Annotated in this window: 22 protein-coding genes, 1 other RNA gene and 1 pseudogene; 14 read left to right on the top strand and 10 right to left on the bottom strand. The window is 44.0% G+C overall.

The genetic code is table 11. The features are described from left to right. The first annotated feature begins 68 nt into the window (after positions 1-68). Positions 69-506: a type IV pilin protein gene (locus tag vsple_RS03275; RefSeq protein ID WP_255231767.1), complete on the top strand. Its 438-nt coding sequence runs from the start codon at positions 69-71 to the stop codon at positions 504-506. Between the two features lie 120 nt (positions 507-626). On the opposite strand, the gene dnaJ is transcribed toward vsple_RS03275, so the two are convergent. From dnaJ to grpE, 5 genes are all read right to left on the bottom strand, one after another. After that, complete coding sequence (gene dnaJ / locus vsple_RS03270; protein WP_152468255.1) at positions 627-1,772, bottom strand: molecular chaperone DnaJ; 1,146 nt, start codon at positions 1,770-1,772, stop codon at positions 627-629. 285 nt (positions 1,773-2,057) lie between these two features. Next, on the bottom strand, positions 2,058-3,971 hold the full coding sequence (gene dnaK / locus vsple_RS03265) for a molecular chaperone DnaK (RefSeq protein WP_255231313.1): 1,914 nt from the start codon (positions 3,969-3,971) through the stop codon (positions 2,058-2,060). A gap of 352 nt (positions 3,972-4,323) precedes the next feature. After that, a complete protein-coding gene (locus vsple_RS03260) occupies positions 4,324-5,361 on the bottom strand; it encodes a polysaccharide lyase family 7 protein (protein WP_261882662.1) in 1,038 nt (345 codons plus the stop codon). 201 nt (positions 5,362-5,562) lie between these two features. Continuing rightward, positions 5,563-6,837 carry a dicarboxylate/amino acid:cation symporter gene (locus tag vsple_RS03255; protein ID WP_261882661.1) on the bottom strand — a complete coding sequence of 425 codons (1,275 nt, stop codon included), beginning with the start codon at positions 6,835-6,837 and terminating at the stop codon, positions 5,563-5,565. A 324-nt stretch (positions 6,838-7,161) separates the two neighbouring features. Further along, complete coding sequence (gene grpE, locus vsple_RS03250; protein WP_255231316.1) at positions 7,162-7,755, bottom strand: nucleotide exchange factor GrpE; 594 nt, start codon at positions 7,753-7,755, stop codon at positions 7,162-7,164. Positions 7,756-7,898: 143 nt separating this feature from the next. On the opposite strand from grpE, the gene nadK reads away from it, so the two are divergent. From nadK to bamE, 3 genes are all read left to right on the top strand, one after another. Then, positions 7,899-8,783 (top strand): NAD(+) kinase, encoded by an 885-nt coding sequence (gene nadK, locus vsple_RS03245; protein ID WP_261882660.1) that lies wholly within the window; start codon positions 7,899-7,901, stop codon positions 8,781-8,783. Between the two features lie 448 nt (positions 8,784-9,231). Further along, positions 9,232-10,896, top strand: a complete 1,665-nt coding sequence (recN, locus tag vsple_RS03240; protein ID WP_261882659.1) for a DNA repair protein RecN — start codon at positions 9,232-9,234, stop codon at positions 10,894-10,896. A gap of 167 nt (positions 10,897-11,063) precedes the next feature. Further along, a complete protein-coding gene (gene bamE / locus vsple_RS03235) occupies positions 11,064-11,423 on the top strand; it encodes an outer membrane protein assembly factor BamE (protein ID WP_255231319.1) in 360 nt (119 codons plus the stop codon). Positions 11,424-11,492: 69 nt separating this feature from the next. Here the strand turns inward: bamE and vsple_RS03230 are convergent, their stop codons facing one another. Next, the gene (locus tag vsple_RS03230; protein ID WP_255231320.1) at positions 11,493-11,801 is read right to left on the bottom strand and encodes an RnfH family protein; all 309 of its coding nucleotides are present in this window, start codon (positions 11,799-11,801) and stop codon (positions 11,493-11,495) included. A gap of 2 nt (positions 11,802-11,803) precedes the next feature. After that, complete coding sequence (locus vsple_RS03225) at positions 11,804-12,232, bottom strand: SRPBCC family protein (RefSeq protein WP_255231321.1); 429 nt, start codon at positions 12,230-12,232, stop codon at positions 11,804-11,806. 118 nt (positions 12,233-12,350) lie between these two features. Here vsple_RS03225 and smpB point away from each other — a divergent pair, with 118 nt between their 5' ends. The 7 genes and pseudogenes from smpB (at position 12,351) to vsple_RS03195 (ending at position 15,994) form a co-directional block, all read left to right on the top strand. After that, positions 12,351-12,836, top strand: coding sequence for an SsrA-binding protein SmpB (gene smpB / locus vsple_RS03220; RefSeq protein ID WP_032551363.1), 486 nt, complete (start codon positions 12,351-12,353; stop codon positions 12,834-12,836). Between the two features lie 67 nt (positions 12,837-12,903). After that, positions 12,904-13,270: a transfer-messenger RNA gene (gene ssrA, locus vsple_RS03215) on the top strand. A 97-nt stretch (positions 13,271-13,367) separates the two neighbouring features. Continuing rightward, positions 13,368-13,517, top strand: coding sequence for a DUF6538 domain-containing protein (locus vsple_RS21990; protein ID WP_420833787.1), 150 nt, complete (start codon positions 13,368-13,370; stop codon positions 13,515-13,517). A 27-nt stretch (positions 13,518-13,544) separates the two neighbouring features. Next, positions 13,545-13,892, top strand: coding sequence for a hypothetical protein (locus vsple_RS03210; protein WP_261882658.1), 348 nt, complete (start codon positions 13,545-13,547; stop codon positions 13,890-13,892). A gap of 81 nt (positions 13,893-13,973) precedes the next feature. After that, a pseudogene (locus vsple_RS03205) lies at positions 13,974-14,123 on the top strand (IS3 family transposase); the annotation flags it as partial. A 321-nt stretch (positions 14,124-14,444) separates the two neighbouring features. Further along, positions 14,445-14,693, top strand: coding sequence for a type II toxin-antitoxin system antitoxin HipB (hipB, locus tag vsple_RS03200; RefSeq protein WP_102385596.1), 249 nt, complete (start codon positions 14,445-14,447; stop codon positions 14,691-14,693). Continuing rightward, a complete protein-coding gene (locus vsple_RS03195) occupies positions 14,693-15,994 on the top strand; it encodes a type II toxin-antitoxin system HipA family toxin (protein WP_261882657.1) in 1,302 nt (433 codons plus the stop codon). The genes hipB and vsple_RS03195 overlap by 1 nt, the downstream gene beginning before the upstream one ends. 236 nt (positions 15,995-16,230) lie before the next feature. Here vsple_RS03195 and vsple_RS03190 read toward each other — a convergent pair whose 3' ends face one another. After that, positions 16,231-18,114: an ATP-dependent zinc protease family protein gene (locus vsple_RS03190; RefSeq protein WP_261882656.1), complete on the bottom strand. Its 1,884-nt coding sequence runs from the start codon at positions 18,112-18,114 to the stop codon at positions 16,231-16,233. A 414-nt stretch (positions 18,115-18,528) separates the two neighbouring features. Between vsple_RS03190 and vsple_RS03185 the strand changes: the two genes are divergently transcribed. The 3 genes from vsple_RS03185 (at position 18,529) to vsple_RS03175 (ending at position 19,721) form a co-directional block, all read left to right on the top strand. Next, complete coding sequence (locus vsple_RS03185) at positions 18,529-18,942, top strand: hypothetical protein (protein ID WP_261882655.1); 414 nt, start codon at positions 18,529-18,531, stop codon at positions 18,940-18,942. Positions 18,943-19,065: 123 nt separating this feature from the next. Then, positions 19,066-19,221 carry a hypothetical protein gene (locus vsple_RS03180; RefSeq protein ID WP_261882654.1) on the top strand — a complete coding sequence of 52 codons (156 nt, stop codon included), beginning with the start codon at positions 19,066-19,068 and terminating at the stop codon, positions 19,219-19,221. A 35-nt stretch (positions 19,222-19,256) separates the two neighbouring features. Continuing rightward, positions 19,257-19,721 carry a copper chaperone PCu(A)C gene (locus vsple_RS03175; protein WP_261882653.1) on the top strand — a complete coding sequence of 155 codons (465 nt, stop codon included), beginning with the start codon at positions 19,257-19,259 and terminating at the stop codon, positions 19,719-19,721. A gap of 78 nt (positions 19,722-19,799) precedes the next feature. Here vsple_RS03175 and vsple_RS03170 read toward each other — a convergent pair whose 3' ends face one another. Further along, positions 19,800-20,501, bottom strand: coding sequence for a DUF429 domain-containing protein (locus vsple_RS03170; protein WP_261882652.1), 702 nt, complete (start codon positions 20,499-20,501; stop codon positions 19,800-19,802). 76 nt (positions 20,502-20,577) lie between these two features. After that, on the bottom strand, positions 20,578-21,378 hold the full coding sequence (locus vsple_RS03165) for a YeeE/YedE thiosulfate transporter family protein (protein ID WP_261882651.1): 801 nt from the start codon (positions 21,376-21,378) through the stop codon (positions 20,578-20,580). Between the last annotated feature and the right edge of the window lie 3 nt (positions 21,379-21,381).

Genomic DNA, 21,381 nt, shown 5'->3' with positions numbered 1-21,381 from the left:
TATTTAATCTTGCACCGATGCTATCACCAGAGAAAAATAGCCTAACTAGTGAAAAGGAAGTCCTCGTGATGATTCGAAAAAATATATGCAACAGCAACAACATACGTTTACAAGGAATGACATTGATCGAGTTATTGATTGTGGTTGCCATTATCGGGATCTTGGGTGCTATCGCCTATCCAAGCTACACCCATCATGTTTTAGCAGGTCATCGAGCTACAGCTATCGCTGACATAGCACGCATACAACTAGAGTTAGAAGCGAGTTACGATGACGGCTATGATTGGAGTCATATCATCTCAGGAAGCAACTGCTTAATTTGTGATACCGACAGCTCGCGATTTTCATTCAGCGTCGTAAGTTCGGCGTCTACTGCTTATACGATTTCAGCCACACCAAAGTCGGAAGTAGGGCAAGATAAAGATGATTGTTTTGATGGCGTTAGTCCAAAAAAGCTCACTCTCAACAACGCCAATGTTGAATACCCAGAGGCTTGTTGGCTGTGAGACGGTATGAACTAAAGGGGTGAAGTTAGACTGGAGATACAATAAAGCCTGCTACATGAGCAGGCTTTCTAGTTTAGTCACTAAGTTAAATCTCAATAACTTAGGATTCGATGACCTAAATTATTTAGTTAGGTCATCGAAGAAGTTTTTAACGCCGCTGAAGAAACCTTCAGACTTAGGCTTGTGCTTGCTTGCCGCTTCACCGCCACATGTCTCTTCAAACTCACGTAGAAGCTCTTTCTGACGAGAGCTTAGCTTAACCGGTGTCTCAACCACTAGCTTAACGATTAGGTCACCCACACCGCCGCCACGAACGCCTTTCACGCCTTTGCCACGCATACGGAACATACGGCCCGTTTGTGTCTCTTCTGGCACCTTAAGGTTTACACGACCGTCCAGTGTAGGAACTTCAACCTCACCGCCTAGCGCAGCCATAGAGAAACTTACTGGTACTTCGCAGTAAAGGTTGTTGCCGTCACGCTCAAAGATGTTGTGCTCTTTTACATGAACTTGTACATATAGGTCGCCTGCTGGAGCGCCTTGCTCTCCCGCTTCACCTTCGCCAGATAGACGGATACGGTCGCCCGTGTCCACGCCAGCTGGAATCTTAACGTTAAGTGTTTTGGTCTTCTGCTTACGACCTTGACCATGACAAGAGTTACATGGGTCTTTAATGATCTTGCCTTTACCGTTACACGTTGGACACGTTTGTTGAACAGCAAAGAAGCCTTGACGCATTTGAACTTGACCGTGGCCATGACACGTACCACAGGTTTGAGCTGAAGAGCCTTTCTTCGCGCCGCTACCGTCACATACGTCACACTCAACGAGTGTAGGTACTTCAATCTCTTTCGATACACCGCGAACCGCCTCTTCTAGAGTCAGTTCCATGTTGTAGCGCAGGTCTGAACCACGTTGTGCACGTTGCTGACCGCCACCACGACGACCACCACCAAAGATATCGCCAAACACATCACCGAAGATGTCACCGAAATCACCATGACCGCCGCCGAAGCCGCCACCGCCGCCCATACCGCCTTGTTCAAAGGCTGCGTGACCATACTGGTCATAAGCGGCTTTCTTCTGAGAATCGGTAAGGATCTCATACGCTACTTTTACTTCTTTAAACTTTTCTGCTGCGCTTTCATCACCCTGGTTACGGTCTGGGTGGAACTTCATTGCTAAGCGTTTGTACGCCTTTTTAATATCGCGCTCTGATGCATCACGGCTGACGCCTAATACTTCGTAAAAATCACGTTTTGACATGTTCTAAGTCACCAAATTTATTACCACTACCAAATTACATCTTTCAGTAGCTTATGTATCAACCTAGATAAAGGTTCGAGATTCGAGATTCGAGAGCCATTATCTAGATTGACAGCCTAAATACAAATTTACGGGCGTGAGAGTTACCTCTGACGCCCGTATATTTAGAAATCGAAAAACGACTTTTTCTAAGCTAAAACACGTTAGTTCAAGGAGAAGGCACGGAGCTTACAAGTGTAAGTGAGTACCTTCGACGCAGAAATCACGTGTTATAGCGACGAAAAATTATTTTTTGTCGTCTTTAACTTCTTCAAACTCTGCGTCAACAACATCGTCGTCTTGCTTAGGTTGCTCACCTGCTTCAGCACCAGCTTGTTGAGCTTGAGCTTGCTGTTGAGCGATTTCCATTAGCTTCTGAGCTGCTTGCATAAGTTCTTGAACTTTAGCGTCGATCGCTTCTTTGTCGTCACCAGACTTAACTGATTCTAGAGCTGCGATAGCTGCTTCAATCTTCTCTTTCTCGTCTGCAGGTAGAGCTTCACCAGCTTCTTCTACTTGCTTACGAGTACCGTGAATCATTTGGTCAGCTTGGTTACGTGCAGTTACTAGCTCTTCGAACTTCTTGTCCGCTTCTTTGTTAGCTTCTGCTTCTTGTACCATTGCTTCGATCTCTTCCTCAGACAGACCGCCTGATGCTTGGATAGTGATCTTCTGCTCTTTACCCGTCGCTTTATCTTTCGCAGATACGTTTAGGATACCGTCAGCATCTAGGTCGAAAGTTACTTCGATTTGTGGCATGCCACGTGGTGCTGGCTGGATACCTTCTAGGTTGAACTGACCAAGAGACTTGTTGTAAGTCGCTTGCTTACGCTCACCTTGTAGTACGTGGATAGTTACCGCGCTTTGGTTATCTTCAGCTGTAGAGAACACTTGATCCGCTTTTGTTGGGATAGTTGTGTTTTTCTCGATTAGCTTAGTCATTACGCCACCCATCGTTTCGATACCGAAAGATAGAGGAGTAACGTCTAGAAGTAGTACGTCTTTAACGTCACCAGCTAATACACCACCTTGAACTGCAGCGCCCATTGCTACTGCTTCGTCAGGGTTTACGTCTTTACGAGCTTCTTTACCGAAGAACTCAGCAACTTTAGCTTGAACCATAGGCATACGTGTTTGACCACCAACTAGGATAACGTCAGTGATTTCGCCTACAGATAGGTCAGCATCCGCTAGAGCAACTTTTAGAGGCTCAAGAGAACGTTGTACTAGGTCTTCAACTAGAGACTCAAGCTTCGCACGAGTCACTTTGATGTTCATGTGCTTAGGACCAGTCGCATCAGCAGTAACGTAAGGTAGGTTTACATCAGTTTGAGTAGTAGAAGAAAGCTCGATTTTCGCTTTTTCTGCTGCTTCTTTAACACGCTGCATTGCTAGTGGATCAGTCTTAAGATCGATGCCTTGCTCTTTCTTGAACTCGTCTACTAGGTAGTTGATCATGCGGTTATCGAAGTCTTCACCACCTAGGTGAGTGTCACCGTTAGTAGAAAGAACTTCAAATGTCTTCTCGCCTTCAACTTCGTCGATCTCGATGATAGAGATATCGAACGTACCACCACCAAGGTCGTATACAGCGATAGTGCGGTCACCGCCTTGCTTGTCTAGGCCGTAAGCTAGAGCAGCTGCTGTTGGTTCGTTGATGATACGCTTAACGTCTAGACCTGCGATACGGCCAGCATCTTTAGTCGCTTGACGTTGTGCATCGTTGAAGTAAGCAGGAACAGTAACAACAGCGCCAGTTACTTCTTCACCTAGGAAGTCTTCAGCTGTTTTCTTCATCTTCTTAAGTACTTCAGCAGATACTTGAGGAGCAGCCATTTTTTGGCCTTGCGCTTCTACCCATGCATCACCGTTGTCAGCCTTAACAATTTTGAAAGGCATGATTTCGATATCACGTTGTACTTCTTCATCTTCAAAACGACGACCGATTAGACGCTTGATAGCGAATAGTGTGTTTTGAGGGTTAGTAACAGCTTGACGTTTTGCAGGTTGACCAACTAGCGTCTCGCCGTCTGTGTATGCGATTACCGACGCAGTTGTGCGTTCGCCTTCCGCATTCTCGATTACGCGTGGTTTGTCGCCGTCAAGAACAGCAACACAAGAGTTAGTAGTACCTAAATCAATACCAATGATTTTACCCATCAGGCTATCTCCGAAATAATTCTATTTAGTTTTTGCTATACCCACATATGTGGGGCTGGTTACCGGGGATTCAACCCCCGACACACAAAATTTAAGTGCAAATTTAATTTGCTTTTCGTATGCACCATAGATAAGGGCGACAAATTGGTTTTCAAGGGAACACGTAAAAAAAATCTATTTTTTTTCCCATCTTTTTTCATAACGGTAAAATATGAGCGATCCCTTGCCAGTTAAGGCTCCACAGTTGAGAAAACCTCGCATTTAGCGCCCAATTAAAACCTCTGCCTTATTCTTAGCCCCATAAAAAAGACCTTCATATAGAAGGCCTTTGAAAATCAATATTTATCGATGATTATTGGTTTAAATCCAGTTGGTAGAAACTGACTTTGGTGTAATCGCCTGCGTCCATACCTCGCCATTCACACGCTGAGCTCGACTTTTTGGTATTGCACTGATTGTAAGCGCCAGCTTTAAAATACATCCAGTCCTGACCGTAACCTAAATCGACATCGTGACCTTGGTAATTACCTTTCGCCAAATCCACTTCATAAGTTTTCACCACTGGCGAATCTGAATTTGGATTCTTGGTGAAAGTGAGATGCATCATCGTATCTTTAATATCAACATCGTAGGAGAAAACTTCCCCTAGCTTAATGCCATCAACTGGGTCTGCACTGCCCTTCTTCAGGTGGTATTTGCCAAACACATCATGGCGAATATCTTTGCGCAACTTCTTACCGTTCTCATCTTTTGCATTCTGCAGCTCTGGTGCAGGGTTAAGCTCATAGTTCCAAGTTAGGGAGCCATGCTCGTGCTCTGGCAACTTACGGTAAACAATCTTCAGCGGTTCATTGTCGGAGCCATGAATCTGACCAATCACCACAGAGAACGCGCCTGTCTTGTTATAGTTACCACTGGTGCTCACTTGATCAACCGACAGAGTTGCTGTCATCTGGCCACCAATCGAGCCATATTCCTTCGCATTAGTATGGCTCGACACAGCAAAGTTGTTGTCTGGCGCAGCGTAATCGTCAGCTAACATAGCGCGTAACTCGCTTCGAGTATTCTTACTGTTTGGTGTGGTTGGCGCTGTATTTGGAGCAACAAACACCATCGCACCCGTTTCCTTATCTGTGTAGAACCACTCAGGGTGGACATAAGGCGTCTCTACATTAGCAAGCTCAGCCTTTGCGATCTCAAGCGTTTTGCCTTTACGCGGGCCCTCTTTAGTCAGCTCAGGCAGATTGATCTTCCATTTAGACAAATCAAAGTTCTGCGCAGGGGCTTTCGCAGGATCAAGATTGAATTGAGTCGCTATATCTGTATCTGCGGCAAAAGCTGGTGTCGCCAAAACAGCAGCGGTGATTAAGCTAAGGTAGGACAACTTCATTTTAATTTCCTTAATGTCGTCTAAATGTAGGTTGCCAACGAATATAAAATACTATTGTATTATTATATGTGATCGATATTAAATATTTGCAGAACCATAGAGAATTTTCACGTTGTCATTCACAAAATTGACCACTGCCTGCAAACGAAAAACGCGAGGCACTAGGCCTCGCGTTTAGCAATTTAATGTAGAGTTTTCTGATTAAGCTTCGGCTTTATTCAGTTCAACTTCTTTGTCTGCTTCTACACCGATTTCATCTTCAGACTTAGCAACGATAGTATTTACTGCTGTGTCACCAACTACGTTAGAAGAAGTACAGAACATGTCACAAATACGGTCTACCGCTGCAACGATTGCTAGACCTTCTGGTGGTAGACCTAGTTGGTGCAATAGAACACCTACCATTACTACACCACCACCCGGAACACCACCAGCACCGATAGACAGTAGCAGGATAGTAAGACCAAGAGTAAAGATATCTGCAGTATTGATTGGCTGACCAAATGCGTTAGCAACGAACATAGTTGCTAGTGCAATGTAGATAGAGACACCAGACATGTTCATTGTTGCACCTAGCGGTACACCGAAGCCCGCTACAGATTTAGAAACATTCAGTTTCTCTGTAAGGGTACGCATTGTTACAGGGATTGTCGCGTTAGAGCTTGCCGTCGATAGTGAGAATAGAACTTGCTCACGAGTTGCACGCAGGAACTGTTTTGGAGAAACACCTGTGAATGCACCAACCATTGCTGGGTAGAAGAAGAAAATCCAGAACACTAGCATTGCAACAACAAGTGCGACATAACCTGCTACAGACATTAGCGTGTTTGCATCAAGCGTTGCGCCCAGTTGAATCATAAGGGCAAATACACCGTATGGCGCAAGGCTCATTACTAAGCCGATAAGCTTCATCATGATTTCATTCGCCATCTTGAACGTCTTGATAGCTGGGCCACCACGAGAATCAAGCGCTTGAATAGCAAGGCCCGTTAGAATCGCCATGAAGATGATTTGAAGCATGTCGCCGCTTGCAAATGCTTGTACTGGGTTGCTAGGAACAATGTTCACAACCAGAGAGAAGATATCTGGAGTTTCTGTTGTTGTTAGAGCAATCGTCTCAGAAACCGTACCCGCTAAGCTAGCACCCGCACCTGGTTGGAAGATCAAACCGATAGTTAGCGCAGCAGAAATCGCAATGATGGTGTTGATAATGTAAAGAGCAAAAGTTTTACCACCAAGGCGACCAAATGAACGGATATCTTTCAGTTCAGCGATACCGCAAACGATAGATACGTAAACAAGTGGGACCACAAGAAGTTTAATAAGTGAAACGAACATACCACCAGCGCCTTCCGCAGCACCGAGTAGGTAGGTATCAAAGATCGCAATACCGCTGAATAGGTACTGAATTGCAGTACCGATAAGTAGGCCGGCAAATAAACCTACAAAAATTTTACTTGAGAGCGATTTATCCATCGTTTATCTCCAGTTTGTTATGTTTGAAATGTGTACTTTTATAGTTATATATACGAGCAATATCTCGATATGACCGGAGATTTTACATATCAAGATAACAATTGAAAGTATTATTTTACATATTAATTACAAATGTGACATCAGAGCAATCAATTAAAAACAACTTGTTTCATAACATATTAATCTAAACACTTGAAATCACTAATTAAAGGGAACGTCATACCTATGGTGTTATTTTGGCTTTTTTCATTAGACCACCACTGTTTAAAACATAAAAAAAAGAGAGGCCGAAGCCTCTCTCTGAATTTCACATGATTCGGTTATCTATTTTGAAACCATAACCATTGCAGGACGAATCACACGACCATTTAGCTCATAGCCTTTTTGCATCACAAACATAACGGTGTTTGGCTCGTGATCTGGGCTCTCTTGGATAGACATTGCTTGGTGAAGCTCAGGGTTGAATGCTTCTCCTTCAGGGTTGATCTCTTTAAGACCAAACTTAGCCACTACGTCGACAAATGTTTTGTGTGTTAGCTCAACACCTTCAAACAGTGGCTTAACCACTTCGTTTTCAGCGTCTGCGGCTTGCATTGCACGCTCTAAGTTGTCGATAACTGGTAGCAGCTCTTCAGCAAACTTGTTTAGAGCAAATTTACGCGCTTTATCGATCTCTTGCTCAGTGCGGCGGCGCATGTTTTCAACTTCCGCTTTCGCACGTAGAACAGAATCTTGTTGCTCTTTCACTTTCGCTTCGCTCGACAACAAAGCTGCTTCTAGTTGAGCGATCTTTGCTTCTTGCTCGTCAGCCGCTTCTTCAACTTGCGCTTCGGCATCTGCTTCTGCTTCAACTTTCTCTGCCTCAGCAATGATCTGATCTAGCTCTTCTTCCGTTACTTTGTTTTCTTCGTTGCTCATGATATCTCCAGAATTCAGTTTTCTATGCCAGTGAGCGGCGTATTAGCGCCCAATTTGATATAAAACACTCGCATAGTCATTCAACTTGCCTTTATTATGGGGATGAAGAATTTTGATTCAAGCCTAATTCGTTTGGAAACCCTATGAAAAAGCCATTTGAAGTCATCGCCATCATTGGTAAACCTCGAGATCAACAAGCAATTCAGACTCATAGAGAGCTGTATCAGTGGTTAAGTACTGAAGGCTATCAAGTGTTTGTTGATGACAGGTTAGCCAGTATCTTAGACGACATCCCTAAAGAGCGATTCTCTAGCTTAGTCGAACTCGGAAAACGAGCGGATTTGGCGGTGGTTGTAGGCGGTGATGGCAACATGCTCGGCGCTGCGCGTATCTTGTCTCGATTCGATATCTCAGTGATCGGTGTAAACCGGGGTAACCTCGGCTTCTTGACCGACCTTAACCCTGAGAATTTCCAGTCAGCACTAACTGATGTGCTGACTGGTGAGTTCATGGAGGAAGAGCGTTTCTTACTTGAAACCGAGATCCATCGTCATGGTCAAATAAAAAGCCACAATGCAGCACTTAACGAAGCGGTACTTCACCCCGGCCAAGTCGCTCACATGATCGAGTTTGAAGTCTACATCGATGATAGCTTCGCCTTTTCACAACGTTCAGATGGTTTGATTGTCTCAACACCGACAGGCTCTACAGCCTATTCACTCTCTGGCGGTGGCCCGATCCTATCTTCAAGTTTAAACGCTATTTCTTTAGTGCCGATGTTTCCACACACCCTATCGAGCCGCCCTTTAGTAGTAGATAGCAAGCGCCACATTAAACTTATCGTCTCTCCAGACAATCGTGGCACTCAAGAGGTAAGCTGTGATGGTCAAATCTCACTCCCTGTTTCACCAGGTGACGAGATTCACATCTACCAAAGCCCCAACGTTCTTAAGCTGATCCACCCTAAAGATTACAGCTACTATCACGTGCTACGAAACAAGCTCGGTTGGTCGAGTAAGTTGTTCTAACGGCACAAAGAAAAATGAAAGGTTGGCGACATGCCAGCCTTTTTTATTCCACAGAGATTCCCTACTACGCTCCTCCGTCGCTTTAGTGAATGACGTAAGTCGTTCATAAAGCACCAAAGTCACCGTCATTCCAGAACCGAGGGACGAGGTGTCTGGAATCTCACTACACGTAAACATCAAACAAAAAAGATTCCCTACTACGCTCCTCCGTCGCTTTAGGGAATGACGTAAGTCGTTCATAAAGCACCAAAGTCACCGTCATTCCAGAACTGAGGGACGAGGTGTCTGGAATCTATTTTCACAAATAGACATCAATATCAGAGACCTACAAACGAAGTTTGGTTTGATCGAGCTCACAAAAAATATTCACCTGCTCACTTTACTGTATAAAGAAACAGTATATACTGAGCTTATATACAGTATTGTTCAGTTATACAGGTAAATAAAAATGCTGGCTCATCTAAGTGTTAATAATTTCGCTATTGTTAAGTCTTTACAGCTAGAACTTTCTAAAGGCATGACAACCATCACTGGTGAAACTGGTGCGGGTAAATCTATTGCTATCGATGCGTTAGGCTTATGCCTTGGTGGTAGAGCCGACGCTGGCATGGTGCGACAAGGTGAAGAGAAGACCGAAGTTAGTGCCGCATTTTTACTGGATAACAACTTACATGCGACTCGTTGGCTAGAAGATAACGAGCTACTGGATGGCAGCGAATGTATCCTTCGCCGTACCATCTCGAAAGAAGGCCGTTCGCGCGCCTTCATTAATGGCAGCCCTGTTCCGCTTTCTCAACTAAAATCATTGGGGCAACTGCTTATTAACATTCATGGTCAGCACGCGCATCATCAGTTGATGAAAAGCGACTACCAGATGGCAATGCTCGACCAATACGCAGGCCACCTTAACTTGTTGAAGTCGACTCGCAACGCTTACCAAACTTGGCGTCATGCAGATAACCATCTAAAAGAGCTGCGCGATAACAGCCAACAGAACCAAGCACAGAAACAACTGCTTGAGTACCAAATCAAAGAGCTGAACGAGCTCTCACTTGGGGAGGAAGAATATGAAGAGCTTGAACAAGAGCACAAACGCCTATCCAACAGTGGTGAGCTTGCATCAACCTGTCAGCAAGCTATCGAGCTTATTTACGAAGGTGAAGAAGTTAATGCGCTTGGTATTTTGCAATCGGCCAATCACTCCCTAATTCAATTGGCTGAACTGGATGAAAGACTGGCTGAGCTACCGAACATGCTCTCTGAAGCCATCATCCAAATTGAAGAAACCAATAGCGAGCTAAGAACTTACCTTGATAGTATCGATGTCGACCCAGGTCGTATGGCATTTGTCGAAGAGCGCTTCTCAAAAGTCATGTCGATGTCACGCAAGCATCATGTATTACCAGAAGATCTTTATAAACATCACCAAGATCTGCTGCAGCAGATTGAAGACCTAGATTGCTCTGATGAAAAACTGGATGAACTGGCTAACGAAGTTGAACAGCACTACCAAAGTTTTGTTGCGAAAGCGGAGAAGCTGCATAAGTCTCGCGTGCGTTACGCCAAAGAGCTCAATAAGCTGATCACACAGAGCATGCACGAGCTGAGCATGGAAAAAGCGCAGTTCGCGATTGAGGTAAACAACACCAATACTCACCCATCCCCATTAGGTATGGACAACGTGACCTTTATTGTTTCTACCAACCCGGGGCAACCAATGCAGCCAATTGCTAAAGTGGCCTCTGGTGGTGAGCTATCGCGTATCTCATTAGCGATTCAAGTGATCACCGCTCAGAAAGTCGACACCCCTAGCCTGATCTTCGATGAAGTCGATGTGGGTATCAGTGGCCCAACGGCTGCAGTCGTTGGCAAAATGCTGCGTACTCTAGGTGAATCGACACAAGTTATGTGTGTGACTCACTTGCCTCAAGTTGCGGGTTGTGGTCACCAACAACTGTTCGTCGCCAAGAGCACCAAAGCAGGTAAAACAGAGACGCAAATGCACACGCTTGATGAGCAACAACGTATTTCTGAGCTTGCAAGATTGCTTGGTGGCAGCCAGATCACCGATTCAACACTCGCTAACGCGAAAGAGCTATTAGTTGCTGCTTAGATTAAACTTTCGCCAAATACCTGATAGTTTTCTGAAAAAGATTGGCAATTTTGCAACTTATTTCAAAATTGCTAGTCATATTAAGTTCAAAGAGCAAGGAGCTTTTTACTTCTTGCTGGAGCTTGTTTATCATCAGGCAGTATTTTAGCGAAGAAAGATCTCAGACTATGCGAATTAAGAAGTGGTTAGTTGCAGTTCCACTTGCACTAACAATGTTGACCGGTTGTTCTCTATTAGAAAAGTTGGTTTATCGAATTGACATCAACCAAGGTAACTACGTTGAACAAGAAGCTGTCGACCAACTGAAATTTGGTATGACCAAAACACAAGTTCGTTACGTTATGGGTTCACCAATGCTGATTGAAAATGGCTACCCAGACACTTGGTACTACATTTACCATCACCAAACAGGTCACGAAGATCCAATCCAGAAGAACCTGATTGTTAACTTTGATGCGACCGGCACACTAGTAAGCATCAACGGTGATTTTGAAGCGAGTGATGAGTTTTTCGAAAGCCTTCGATAAAAACGCTAAATGCCCCAGATACTAAAAAGCCTGCAACTGCAGGCTTTTTGCTATGTAGCGTATAACGACTTACTTAGCCGCAGCCGCTTTTGCTTGCTCAGCACGCTTACGACGAATCTCTTTTGGATCAGCCAGCAGTGCTCGGTAAATCTCAATACGGTCTTTATCGCGAACCGTAGCGTCGAGCTTCACATTACGGCTGTACACACCGACCTTATTCTTAGATAAGTCGATCTCAGGATAAAGCTCAAGTACACCAGATTGGCCGATGATCTCTTCTACCGTCGCGTTCTTGTTCACCACCAGTGTAAATACACGCTGCTCATGCGGCAGAGCGTAAACCACTTCAACGTGGATCATATCTGATTCAATGCTCATGCTTAGTACACCTGCTTCGCACGCTGAGTAAATGCGTTCACCATATTACTGGTGAGCTCATTGAAGATCTTGCCAAAAGCCATTTCAATCATGCGACTCGAAAATTCAAACTCAAGCTTGAGTTCTACTTTGCACGCTTGGTCATCCAAAGGAGTAAAGTACCAACCGCCCTGCAATTTCTTAAATGGGCCGTCTACCAGCTCCATTAAAATCTCTGCACCTTCTGCGAGGCGATTCGATGTTGTAAATGTTTTGCTAATACCAGCTTTCGATACGTCAACCGAAGCCACCATTGCTGAATCTGAAGATTCGATCACACGAGAACCAGAACAACCCGGCAAAAACTCAGGATAACGAGCAACATCATTGACCAAGTCAAACATCTGGCCAGCACTAAATGATACTAATGCTGAACGAGTAACCTTTGGCATATAGACTCCTGTTAAAGACAGCGTTACATTAAACGAACCACAATTTTAATGGTATTGAGCCAGAGCGCAAATAAAAAGGATTCCCCATCTTTCGCGCAATCCGTATAATGAGGCCATTATGGCAAAGAAAAAATCAAAATCAAAAGCGGGTAGTAATACCATTGCGCTAAATAAGAAAGCTCGCCACGAATATTTCATCGACGATGAGATTGAAGCGGGGCTTGAGCTACAAGGCTGGGAAGTAAAATCCCTACGTGAAGGCAAAACGAACATCGCAGAAAGCTACGTCTACATCCGAGACGGTGAAGCATTCATCAGTGGTATGACTATCACGCCACTAACACAAGCAAGTACGCACATTGTCGCGAACCCAACACGTGTCCGTAAACTCCTAATGTCGAGAAAAGAGCTCGACAACTTATTCGGTCGTATTAACCGTGAAGGCATGACGCTAGTTGCAACGTCGCTATACTGGTCTCGCTCTTGGGCTAAGATCAAAATTGGCGTAGCAAAAGGTAAAAAGCTGCACGACAAACGTACTGATATGAAAGAAAAAGATTGGGCTCGCGATAAAGCACGAATTATGAAGAGTAATTTGCGTTAATCTTGAGCACTTGAACTGCACAGCGCTAGACAGGCATAGCTTTTCTGGTACTATGCAAGAACACTTTGGGGCTGATTTAGGATTCGACAGGAATTTTGCAGTCTGAGGTGCATGCCGTGGGGCGGTTGGCCACGTAAAAAGCCGCAAAAAAATAGTCGCAAACGACGAAAACTACGCACTAGCAGCTTAATAACCTGCTCAGAGCTCTCTCGCCCTAGCTTCCGCACGTAAGACGGGGAATAACGAGAGATCAAACCCAAACGCGCTAGCCCGGATTTTCCCACCTGAGAGATGAACGGCGAATTATAATTCAGGTTAGCCTTTAACTAGCGTGTCGGTTCGCAGGTTACTGGTGAATTTAAAGATCGACTAAGCATGTAGTACCAAGGATGAATGGTTTCTGGACGCGGGTTCAACTCCCGCCAGCTCCACCAAACGTTTGGAAAGGGCGATAAGTTACTGACTTATCGCCCTTTTTGTATTTTCAACACTTGGATTTAGGCTGTTTTTACTAAGTTTTGGTACTAAAACATGCGCTATCTACAGATATCAAAAGGCGGAATTTGGCAATTTCGTTACCAAGTGCCACCTGACCATCGTCACCTCTTTAGTGACCGCCGTGAGATCAAACGCTCACTAAAGACTTCAGATAAAGCTGAAGCCACTATTATGGCTCTTTAGCTTGAAATTCAGGTTCGCAAGACTACCTTGACGCCAGCGGCAGCAACATCACTCGATAAGCACGCTTCCACACCTACCATTTCGCAACCATCAACAAACGAAGTATCGTGTTATGACGCGCTAGAACGCTTTTGTAAGTACAAAGCAGAGCGCATCTCATCGAAGGCAGTAACGATGTTAGAAGCTAAGTGCAAAATTGTTCTCGGGCTTATTGGCAAGTATCAATTGACAGCAATTCGATGTGCTGAGGCGGTGGCATCATTCCTACGCAACTACCTGACCAACCTCAAAAAGCACAAACAAGTTAAAGGTCTATCAGGTCATGAAGCCATCGAGTTAAATAAAAGCATGGGGCTACCAACACTAAGTGAGTAATCCGTACAGGACTACTGCCAAAAATTATCTGAGTTGTTCGAATTGTGTCAATTGAACGAACTCACTGACGTTAACCCATTCAAAGCGATCCAATATGAGTCGATGACGACGAAGGATCAGATGCGCCAAACGCTCTTCGAGTACATAGAGGTTGATTATAATCGGACGAGAAGGCGCAGTGCTCTTGGGTATCTAAGCCCAGTTAACTTTGAACAGCAAAATGTCGCTTAATGTAGTGTCCAGTTTTGCTGGAGCAGATCATCCAGATAAGAACGGCTCCCTCAAACAAGAAAAACTACCAGAATTTAGTGGCTCTATGACTAATGCCAGTATTACATATAACTCAGTATTTAATTAGATATTGCTGCTCCTCTGCTTCTTATGCCCCTTAAGATTACTCAATATCCCTAGGAAGGGATAAATACTTTCTCATCCCTTAGTGGGGATAATATGGACTTTATCCTCTTATGGGGATATACTTTTACCTATCCTCACTAAGGGATAATTAAATATCTTGAAGGTGCACTTTAATTCTATAGAGAGCTGGAACAAATGATATATAGTCCAAAACAATTAGCAGATATGATGTTACTGATACGTCAGAAGAATGGATGGACGCAGTCAGAACTAGCAAAAAAAGTCGGCATCAAGCAAGCTACAATCTCGAACTTCGAAAACAACCCTAACAAAACAACACTTGCTACCTTCTTTAAGCTTGCCCAGGCTATGGATCTAACATTGAGTATCCAAGAGAAATCACAGGTAGCTTCGTTAAATGAAAATGATGATGAGAGCTGGTAATGCAGAAGCTAATCGCATACATGAATGGTGAACTTGTTGGTACTCTAGAGAAACATAAGAATGGTGCTCACACTTTTCAATATAATAAAAACTGGTTAACCAATGCGGTAACTCGACCACTATCATTGTCTTTAAAACTTCAATTACCAGCTATCACTTCCGATGCAGTTATAAACTATTTTGACAATCTCTTGCCAGACAGCCCTCAAGTCAGAGATAGAATAGTTGCAAGGTACAAGGCGTCATCCAAACAACCATTTGATCTACTAAAAGAAATAGGAAAAGACAGTGTTGGTGCGATTGCTTTACTTCCTCCAGACCGCCCCTATAAAAAAGAGCCACTTAGCTACGAAGTCCTTGATGACAAAAAACTAGAAACTGTTCTTTCTGCATACAAGTCTGATATTCCGCTCGGAATGCTCGAAGAAGAAGAAGACTTTAGAATCTCCGTGGCAGGTGCTCAAGAGAAAACGGCTCTCCTATTCGTTGATGAGCAATGGTGTATACCGAAAGGAAACACCCCCACCACTCACATCATCAAACTGCCAATAGGCGAAATACAACAAGCCAACGCGACCCTAGATCTCAAAGATAGCGTAGAAAACGAGTACCTTTGCATTGAGTTAGCTAGAGCTCTAGGGTTTGCAGTTCCCAACGTCCAAATAATCCAAACAGACAACATTAAAGCTTTAGCTGTAGAACGCTTTGATAGACGCTGGACAAAAGACAGAGCAGGCTTGCTACGCTTACCTCAGGAAGATATCTGCCAAGTATTTGGTATGCCATCATCCATTAAGTACGAATCTCAAGGTGGCCCTGGCATAGCTCAGATCATGGAGTTATTAATGGGGTCAAGTAATGCACTAGAAGATCGGTATAACTTCATGAGGTTTCAAGTATTTCAATGGCTCATTGGCGCTACAGATGGACATGCTAAAAACTTTTCTATCTATATTGATAAAGGAGGCAGCTACAGACTCACTCCATTCTACGATATTTTGTCAGCCTACCCACTACTGGGAGGAAAAGGGCTCAATATCAGAAAGCTTAAGCTGGCGATGGGATTGAAAGCAACAAAGGGCAAGAAGTATGAAATCAGTAAAATCCTGCCTCGTCACTTTTTGGATACAGCTAAAGCTGTAAACTTTAATCAAGACACGATGCAAGAGATAATTGATGAAATGAAAGATGCCTTACCGAAGGCGATGTTACAGGTAAGTGCTACATTGCCTAAAGGCTTTCCTGAGCATATCGTGAGCTCAATTTTTGAGAATACTCAGAAAATCGTTAAGAAGATTTAGCTATATCAAACCAGAATCATCAGGAAAATTAACATAAGCGGACGCGGGTTCAGTTCCTTTTTCAGTAAGAAATTGATGTAACATTCAATGTAACACTAAATTCAAACAATAACTTTAAATCATTGAATTTAAAACAAATTATGAAACCATTCAACTCCCACCAGCTCCACCAAACGTTTGGAAAGGGCCAACTCGCAAGAGTTGGCCCTTTTTGTTTATCTGGAATCTAGTGCGGGTTACTTTTTCTTACCCAATACATAGTCTTCATCGCTACTCACAAGCGCGCCGTACTTCAAGAAGTTCTTACCTAAGATCATGCTGTACTCAAAGCGAGAGCGGTCTTGAAGGTTGACTTTCACCTTCTTCTTTAAATCACCGAGTTTGACTTCCATTTCCACTACAGGGCGAATATTTACCTTCTCCCCTTTCTTGGCTTTAATACGCATCACATCTATAACGGGCTTAACAAAGTCTTGCTTGTCGCCTTGCTTGTTTTTATACGTGAAGCTCACCATATCTTGTCCGTCTTGCTTGAAACGTTTGATGTTTATCGCGTTCATTGAACTCACGTCGGCACCAGTATCTAGCTTGGCTGGGAATGTCATGCCGCTAACTTCGACAAACTCAACATGCCCTACTTTGAACAGAGGTTCCGCGTTCAAAAGATAGTCGGCACGGGTATTAATATACACACCCTCTTTAGCCATTTTTTTGCCTAAGATGAAGTAAGGCGCCTTTTCACTCATATCTAGCACATCTAGTGCAAATTCTCGTTCATGAGCTTTGCCAGAGACAACAAGATCAGCGCTGACGACTGGGCGAACATCTTTGCCGACTCTTAACTGTTTAATCACCTTTTTAGACACTCTTTGCTGCTCACCGTTAGCGTCTATCAGGAAGAATTCAACCTTGGCATCATCACCCGACCCCGTCATTTCATAGCTTTCCACTTTCAAAACTGGTGTGCTCACCGCAAATGAAGCAACAGCTTTGAGTGGAAAATTATCCAGTGTAATTTTCTCTTCTGGTGAAAGGATCAAAGGCTCGTCAGACTTCGTCGCCTCTTGGAAGCTCTCAGCACCTTGCGACAACAGATTTTCAGCATTGCTGTTGATCATAAAGTGCTCACTCGCAGTCATGGTGCCCACTCTTAGCTGAGAACCACTGCCTGAGCGATCACGCAGATACACTAAAATATTTCGTGTGGTGTCTTTATCTAATTCAACAGGGACATACACCAAAGGTCTTTGTTTACCACTTACGTTGAGCATACGAACCAGTGGTAAGCTCATCTCTTTTTTTTGACCATCGATACTGACGATATCAAAGGTCACTAGATTGTTTTTCTTATCGATATCAATCTCTTCCGCATGCATATTGCTGTAGCGGTTTACAAGAGAGAAGCTCGCATTCATAGCAAAGCCATTAATGGTAACCACTTCTTTTCTGCCTACAACGGTCGCCTTTTCTTGCTCTTGTAAATAATCGTAACCTGCAAACACCAATGCATTTTCAGCTAAGAAGGTTTTGCCAATCAGAATAGGCGCAGAGAAGTGGCTTCTATCGGTGAGATTGACGTCTGTCTCCAGCTCTCTGCCGGCGATTTTGAGCGACATTTTTATGGTAGGACGAAGTATCGGCGTGCTGCTCGTACGACTACGGATCATACTGACGCGCTCTAAAGGCGCCTCGATCAGCACCATATCTCCCGTTCGAGGATTTTGAACCTTAAACGACACCTCTGTTTTAAAAGGTTCGAAAGTGCTGCCATCCCAATCACTGTATGCAACATCGCCGTTCTCCAGAACCTCTTCCGTTAACGCTAGCATCAGCTCTTGGTCTTTGAGATTTTCATAATCTGGATGGCTGCTGGTTACGTGAATATCTTCTGCGTGCATCGACGTAGTTTCGGCTCCCGTATCGATTTTACCGATAAAAGGAATATCACTGAGCCCTTCCACGTTAGAGAGATAAACATTCTCAGTACGGCCTAGTACCGACTTACCATCAAGCTCGTAAGTTGGGTTTTGCGTGGTATGTGAAGCCTCAGTTGTGGCTATGGAATAGTGTGAAAAAACGAGTGTGCTTAATAGAGTTAAAGCCAAAGATATCTTTTTCATTAGTTGTTCCGTTGTCATCAGTTCACTAATAATACTGACGTTTTTGCTCAGAGTTACCTCGTCAGCAGTAGTTCTCACATAATGTTTACGTGGTGGCTTTTTCAATGACAAATCGATGACTTAACAGGTTTTGAACTCATCAATTATTGACTTTTTAGCAGCGTATTTTCGCAACGTATCTAGATAAACTTCGAAACGATACATCATTAAGTTCATTGAAGGTAAGGCAGCCTTTTTAAACGAATCAACTAACAGTATAGAAGCTAAATGATTATTTCTTTTAAGTATTTATGTCACCATTTTATAAACTTAGCATTACAATACCTTAGTTTCTTTGGTAGTATCCGCGCCGAATCTAGTTAACTGAATGTTGCGATGCATATATCAAGAAATACGCAAATAAAACAAAAAGTAATGGCGATTTACGTCATTGCTGCTTTGCTATTTCAGATATATTTGTTAGCCACGATGGCACTCAACCCATCACAAGTTAATAACAAAAACTGGCTGTCAGAAGCACAGGGAGAGAAGATTCTACTGTGTACAGCTGAAGGGTTTAAATGGGTCGATATTAGCGAACTCATCGAAGATAACGCGATGTCACCACTACCAATCGCTGAATTTCATGACCCACTCAAGTTTCAATGTCCTCTGCTAGAGATGTGCCAATTTTCTATCACCGTGATCGCAATGGTGCTAGCGGCATTGGCGGTTTGGTTATGCCGAATCGCGGCCTCATTCACGCCATATCACCACGTTCAAAGCTACCGTAAGATTTACCTCGCGCTAGCGCCTAAGCAATCTCCACCCACCGCTTTCGTCGCGTAACTCGGCGATCTCGCCGTACATCCACGTCTAACAAATCGAGTTCACCGCCTTTTATTCGACTGGCGGGACGTATTTGCACACATTCATTCCGTTGTGCACTACAAAAACAAGAAAGGAAAGTCGATGTTCAACCCAACCCCAGCAACAAAAGCGCTTGTTTCTGCTCTTGTCTGCTCAGCTTTGTCGGTTTGTGGTGGCGCTTCAAGCTCTGGCCCATCAACGTCGGCAACTCAGCGAGTGCCACTATTGAATTTGGACTTGGGTATTAAGGTAACTTGACTTGGTAATCTATTATTAAAAAAAGAGAGACTATTATGAAAAAGCAGCTCAACACTTTGATTCTATTTATCGCGACGCTTGTTAGTGTCAACGTCGCGGCTCATGAGTACACCGCTGATAGCATTCAGATTGACCACCCTTGGAGTCGTGAAGCGCCACCGAATGCGACTGTAATTGGAGGCTTTTTCCAGCTAAAGAACTTGGCGGCAGAGGATGACTTTTTGATCAGCGCATCAACCCCTATCGCAAGTCGTGTAGAGATTCACACTCATGAAATGTCAGACGGCATGATGAAGATGATCAAAATCGACAAGGTGCGTATTGGTAGCATGGAGACGGTGATGTTCAAGCCGGGCGGCTATCATCTAATGATCTTCAACCCAAATAAGTCTTACAAAAAAGGCGAACGCTTCCCAATGACGCTGCAATTTGAAAATGCAGGTACAGTAGAGGTGGAGCTCGCGGTTGAAGAGAACGCACACATGCAACATCACCACTAATTATTAGTTCATAAATAAGCCCCTTGTGATTTTTACCACGAGGGGCTTTTAAGTTTTAGAGCTATGGTTTTCCAAGAACTATGGCTGCCAATAGACAATCTCGCGGGTTCGACCTTGCGGATCATTGTCTTCACTTTCAGGAAATGAGCTCAGTTGATCAGAATGCAAAGCACAAAGCATTAGAGCGAACGCGTCGATGAGATCATCAGGCGCGACTTTCGATTTTTTGGTGGTTGCTACTTGGTGATTGAGCTTATCGATATGTTGAGGTAGATATCGCGCTAACAAATCGAGCCTTTGATGCTGGCCTTCAATGCTCTTTTTCGAATGCTCTAACGGCGCACCATTCAAAGTAGCGAACACCACCTCTGGGTGAGATTCTCGCAAATAGAGTTCAGGGTAAAAATTGAGTAACGCATCCACCTCGCGCACTTTTGGCAGAATGTACCAAGCCTGTTTAGAGAGCTTACGCCCACACAACTCGAAGTTAATCTCACAAGCTTGAAGGTAGCTTTCTGCATTAGCCGCTTCACGACAAGGCATTGGGAACACCGAAGCTCCGCGAGTTCTCGTTAAGTATTTTCGAGCCGCTTTATCACACAATCTATCAGGCGTTTTGGTATCACTGAAACCGATGGGGATATCAATCAGGCTATGAGCATCACGCAACTGTTCTGTTATCTGAGAGAGCTCAGCCACCACTTCAAGCTGCACCTCATCCTGCTGCCAACTCCAAACCACCCAACCCGCTTTGCAGGCATCTATGCCGATGTGTTTCATGAACTTAATCTTTCCAAGCGCTTACTTTTGTAGGCTCCATTGAAGCACGATTATTGGTCTTAAAGTAGTGAAGCATTCAACGATAATGAGTGGGAATCCAACGGATTCCAAAGTAAATGCCCAAAACGATACACGCGACAGTTGTAAAACCAGCAGGAGAGAAAATAGGCATTGCCACCAACAGCTGAGTATCATTACCGCCACCAGCCATAACAGCCCCTAGACCCATTAGTATACCCGCCAACAAGTGTCGTATAGCTTGGCGAATAGAGAGCAATCGAAACTCAAATGAACGTGTCCATACTGCCGCTGTAACCATACCGACCAGTAAACATAAGATTAAAATGAATCGCTCTTGTTCAGGCCAAAGATTGGAATCACCTGACCATAAAGCACCGCTCACCGATTTAAGTAAACCGCTTGGTGTCCAGTGCGGCTCATAGATAAATACTAAGCCTGCCATCAAACCAACTCCTAACATCGACAACCATAGCTTGCGATTCTTAGCTCCCATAAAAAAACACGCCACGGCAATGGCTAGAGATGCACCACCTAATATGAAATAACGAGTCTGTTCACCTATCAAAAAAGCCTCTCCCTTTAGCTCCAGAGGCAAAATAGGGACAAACAAAAGCCAAGCAATAAACCAGCCCATAATGGTCACCAACATAACTGTTTCTCCCCGCGCCAATCGGCTCACAGTAGAAACACCGCACCCGCTGTTCGCTGCTGCGCCAATACCAAATAACACACCACCACCCAACGAGAAAAAACTCGGCCAGAATCCAATAGTCGAACTTTGAGTTTCAGAAGTTAAACCCACAGACATGGATACCCAAGCGAGTGTGCCACTCATCAAGATGGCTACTAAAAACATTGG

The organism is Vibrio pelagius (assembly GCF_024347575.1).
In the GTDB taxonomy this organism is placed as follows: domain Bacteria; phylum Pseudomonadota; class Gammaproteobacteria; order Enterobacterales; family Vibrionaceae; genus Vibrio; species Vibrio pelagius.
Note: the sequence above shows the minus strand (reverse complement) of the source record. Positions and strands in the feature narration are given on the sequence as shown.